This is a genomic window from Actinosynnema sp. (assembly GCF_052038725.1).
Genome location: NZ_JBQGCX010001042.1, coordinates 1 through 4,976, shown reverse-complemented (window position 1 = coordinate 4,976; position 4,976 = coordinate 1). Strand labels below are relative to the sequence as shown.

General features: G+C 75.2%; 1 protein-coding gene. It reads right to left on the bottom strand.

Annotated elements, in window-relative coordinates; all coding sequences use genetic code 11:
• Positions 1–7 precede the first annotated feature (7 nt).
• Positions 8–4,906: a hypothetical protein gene (locus ACTUAL_RS22020; protein ID WP_440901572.1), complete on the bottom strand. Its 4,899-nt coding sequence runs from the start codon at positions 4,904–4,906 to the stop codon at positions 8–10.
• Positions 4,907–4,976 lie beyond the last annotated feature (70 nt).

The window sequence follows — 4,976 nt, the reverse complement described above, 5'->3', positions numbered from 1 at the left end:
GGGGACGTCATCGGCGGCTCCCGGTGCGCAGCTCCTCGTAGGCCGGGGCGTCGCCGTCGAGCACGCGCTGCCAGGCGCGCTCGAACAGGGCCGCCACCGGCTCGACCGGGACGATCGCGCCGCCGCGCTTGGCCGGTTCGTAGCCGAAGGCCACGTCGAACATCGCGGCCTTCCACGTCTCCACCGGCAGGTGCGGCTTCTTCAGGTCCGACCAGCCGCCCGGCAGGAACAGCGACCGGCCCGCCCGCGCCCGCTTGGCGCTGAGCACCAGGTCGGTCTCGGCCAGCTCGGCGCGCGCCTTCTTCAGCCGCGCGGGCTTCCACCCGGTCCACCGGGCCGTGTTGGCGTCGGTCGGGTCGGGAAGGGCCAGCAGCTGGAGGTACAGCACGGCCGCGTCGGCGGACAGGCCGAACCGCTCGGCCGCCTGCTCGACCAGGTGCGGGACCGAGAACGCCGGGTCCTGGAAGAACACCTCCGGGTCGGTGCCCTCGGGCGCGACCGCCGCGCACAGCGCGGTCAGCCCGTCGGTGGCGAGCAGGTCGCCGCAGGCGATGACGTCCGACGAGTACGACTGCTCGGCCAGCGCCTGGAACACGGCCCGGTCCTGCGGGCGCACCCGCGCGGGCCACGCGATCAGGGTGCAGTACTCCTCGGAGGTGGTGACCACGTCCAGCCACCCCCCGTGGTTCGTGATCGCGCCGATCGTGCGGTCGGCGGTGATGCCGAGCATCTTCTCCACGGCCACCGTCTCACGCCACGTGCCGAGCTGGATCGCCAGGTCCCGGCTGGCGTTGCGGGCGCGCACCAGCTCCAGCGCGACGGGCAGCCGCGAGCGCAGCGGCGAGGCCGCGGGCAGCCGGTAGGCCAGCCAGGTCAGCGCCTCCAGGGACACCGTCAGGTGGTGGCCGGTGAAGCCCTCGCTCTCGCGCATCTTCAGGTTGTTCTCGACGATGTGCATCCGCGCGTCGGTGGTGAGCCACTCGGTGCGCTCGGGGTTGAGCAGCGCGGCGAGCGTGGTCTCCGGCGAGCGGCCGGTCAGCGACTTGCTGGCGTCCAGCAGCACGTCGTCGGGCACCTGCACGCGCCTGCCGCGCGCGTCCACCCACACCCGCGCGACGGCCTCGACGTCCGGGCCGCCCTCCCACAGCGCCACCGGGTCGGCGGGCACGGCGGCGGCGAGCAGCTCGCGGCGGAACCGCTTGTCGGTGTCGCGCAGGCCCTGCCTGGCGGCCTTGAGCTCGGCGGCGGACAGGCCGATGAGCTTGCGCTGCTCGGTGGTCAGGAAGTTCGCGCCCCAGGTCTCGATCTCTGGCATCCCGGCGAGCAGCCGCGCCGACACCGAGGTGCCGAGGCGGGTCAGCCCGGCCAGCTCCTCGGGGGCGTCGGCGCGCCACGGCGCGGGGCCGCGCTCGGCGAGCACGTCCAGGAACCGCAGCACGTCCGCGCCGGTCAGGGCGCCGCGCAGCTCGCGCGAGTAGGACAGCGTGGCCTTGGGCGGCAGGGCGAACCGGCCGGGCTCGGGGCTGAACTGGAGGCCCTCCACCAGGTAGGTGTCGTCCTCGCGGGAGCCGCTGTTGGTGGTGAACGTGGCGAAGCCGCCGCCCAGCGGGAGCACGGCGTGCTTGGTCAGCTGGGTCTTCACCGGGAGGTTGATCCCGACCACGCGCCAGCGGCCGGTGCCGTCGACCAGTCCGGCGTCGGCGAGCGAGCGCAGCAGCAGGACCAGGGCCTCCCGCTCCGGCTCGGGGGTGAGCGGCGAGGCCGCGCGGTGCAGCAGCGCGGGCAGCTCGGGCAGCACCTTGTGCCAGGTGGTGCTGTCCGGGTGCGGCAGCGCCTTCGCCAGGGCGGGACCGGCGGCGGCCTGCCCGAGCGCGGCGATCAGCTCGGGCAGCGTCGTCGCGCCGGAGTGGCCGGACCGGTAGCGGTAACCGCCGAACCAGTCGAGCGCGCCCTCGACGGCCTCCGCGCTCACGACCGGGCCGCTCGGGGCGAGCGCGTCCAGGTCGGTGGTGCGGGCCGCCTCGGCGACCGGCGCGAACGCCCGGTAGCCCACCAGCAGCTTCGCGGCCCGGCGCACCAGGTCGGACACGCCGACGACCAGCGCCGGGTGGGTCAGGCCGGGCAGCGCCTCGGCGACGGCCTCCGCGACCAGGTCGCGCGGGGCCTTCTCACCGCGCACGCGGCGCAGCAGCGCGCCCAGCCGCCAGCGGTGCGCGGTGGGCAGCTCGTCGCGCTCCTCCTTCGGCAGCGCGGCCTCGGCGACCGCGGCGGCGAGCAGGGCCTCGGCGGCCTCGCGGGTGACCGCGCGCAGCGCCGCCGAACCGGCCTCGTCGCGCGGGCGCAGCACGTGCCACCAGCCCATCGGCGGCATCAGCGGGGTGCCCGCCGAGTAGTCCGCGTGCTGCTGGCCGACGCCGTCCAGGGAGCCCACGACGACGCCGTGCTCGTCGAGCAGGTCGATGGTCCGGTAGTGCGACACGAGGGTGAGCTTGCCGCCACCGGGCAGGGCGAGCTGCCCGACCGGCGCGTAGCGCTCGCCGTCGGTCAGGTGCACCCGCCTGCCGTCGACGCCCTCGGCCAGCCAGGACTTGTCGGCCTGGCGGCGCACCCGCCAGCCGTGCAGGCCGTTCGCCTCGCCCAGCGGGCTGCCGGTGGTGGCCGGGACGGACGGGCGCAGGCTGCAGGAGTGCACGTTCAGCGAGGCGCCGTCGGCGGCGAAGTCCTCCAGGAACGCGGGCAGGCTCGCCCGGCCGAGCTCGCCGGTGGCCGGGTCGACCTCCACGAGGCCCTGGCCGCCCTCGGGCAGGGGCCCGAGGGCCCACAGGTTGGCGCCGTCGCCGTAGACCCGCCGGGGCGAGGGGATGTGCGTGTCGCCGCGCTGGAGCAGCCTGCCGCCGGTGAACAGGCCCGCGGGCGTGGTGATCGCGGGCTCCGGGGTGGAGCCGCCGTAGTAGCTGTTCTCGCGGTTGGTCTGGAAGATCTTGCTGGGCGCGTCGCTCCAGTAGCCCAGCTCCTCGTCCGGGCCCTGCCAGCGCACCAGCAGCGCCCCGTCGTGCCAGGTGCCGGTGGGCTCGAACGACCAGCGGTGGCGCTGGTCGGCGGGGATGCGGGCCTGGTGCTCGGCGAGCACCCCGTCCGGGCCGACGACCACGAACTTCTCGGCGCGGCGCAGCACCAGCACCGGCCAGGCCCCGCCCGCGAGGACGACACCGGGGTCGTCCTTGATCTTCTCGGCCTCCAGCGCCCGGACGGCCTCCTCCAGGGCGGGCCAGCCCAGCTCGTCGAACAGGCCGGCGCGCAGCGTGTCGGCGAGGACCTGGGGGACGTCGGTGTCGGCGAAGGCCTGGGCGACCTCGGGGGTGTCGGCGAACACCTCGGGCACGGCCAGGACGCTCAACTGCTCCAGCCGCTCCCCCAGCGCGGGCAGGCCGCGCGGGGCGTCGTCGGCGGCCCTGGCGGTGTTCCACGCGGAGAGCGCGGTGCGCAGGCCGGGCACGGCGAGCACCTGGAGCAGCGCGTCCACCGTGGTCAGGCCCTTGTCGGTTCTGGCGCGCAGGCAGTTGTAGACGCCGTCGCCGAGCCGGTCGACGAACCGGGAGGCGGCGACGGCGGCGAGGTCGCGGGCGCCGGGCTCGTCGTCGCCCAGCCAGGAGCCGACCTGGTAGTCGATGTCCCTGCGCTTGGGCTCGGCGATCGGGACGCCCTCGGTGAGCAGCAGGTCGAGCAGGTCGAGCGCGTAGAAGCGCCAGCCGAGCAGCAGGCGCACCTCGTGGCCGTCGGCGACGAGCCTCGGGGCCATGGCCTCGGCCAGTTCGAGCAGCTTCGGCAGGCGCGGCTGGGCGCCCCAGTTGCTGTGGCTGACGGCGATGACGTCGGAGAGCCACTCGGCGGCGGGCCGGGGCGCGGCGGGCGCGGTCTCCACCGGGTCGGTGTACGCGCGGGTCGCGCCGCAGGCGGTGACGATGTCCAGCCACAGCGGCAGCGCGGCCGACGCGGACGGCACGAACGTGAGCAGGTGCGAGCGCACCTCCGGGTCGGCGGTGGCCATGCGCACCAGCGCGGTGCGGTAGTGCTTCCAGAAGCCCTGGCCCGCGCGCGGGATCGAGGCGCTGTCGAGCAGGGCGGTCAGCAGCCGCTCGTCCTGCTCGGCCTGGTCCAGCTTCGCGGCCTTGACCAGGCGCTTGAGGTCCTCGGGCATCCCGGTGTACGGGGGCAGGCCGCCCCTGGTGCGCTCGACGCACAGGGTGAGGAAGCCCTCGTACGCCTCCACCGGGTCGGCCCGCTTGAGCAGCACCTTCGCGTGCGCCGACAGCGCCTTGGCGGTCAGCGCGCCCGCGAACGCGAACTCCAGGAACACCTCGCGGGTGCGGGCGTTGTCGACCTCGAGGTCGTGCACCTCCTCCGCCTCGCGCGCCTTGCCGAACATGGTGGCCGCGTAGGTGGTGTTGCCGTGCTCCAGGAACGCGCGGCCTGCCTGCTCGTAGAAGGTGGGCAGGAAGTGCGGGGCGGAGCGGCCGAGCATGTCGCCGAGGGCGGTGAACCCGTCCTTGGCGGCGCCCGCGCGGGAGCGCGCCATCCTGGCCAGGCGCTGCACGTCCTTGACGAGGTTGAGCGCGTGGTGGCCGTTGGCCGGGTCGTTGACCAGCGCCCACGCCGGGAAGCCCAGCGCCTCGCGCTTGCCGGTGCCCACGCCCTCCACGCGGGAGGGGGCGCTGAAGCCGAGGAACTCGGCGGTCAGGTCCTCGGCCTTGCCGAGCACGCTCGGCACGAGCTTGACGACCACGCGCTCGCCGAGCGCCGGGTGCCCGTAGTGGCGGGCGGTGATCGTGTCGCGGTCCTCACCGGTCGAGTCGGTGCCGGGCAGCACGGCTCCTGCGGTGATCATCCTGGCGGCGGTGGCGGTCACCGGTCTCCTCCGGTCGTGAGCTGGTCGTAGGCGGGCGCGTCCCCGGTCAGCACGCGCTCCCAGGCGCGGG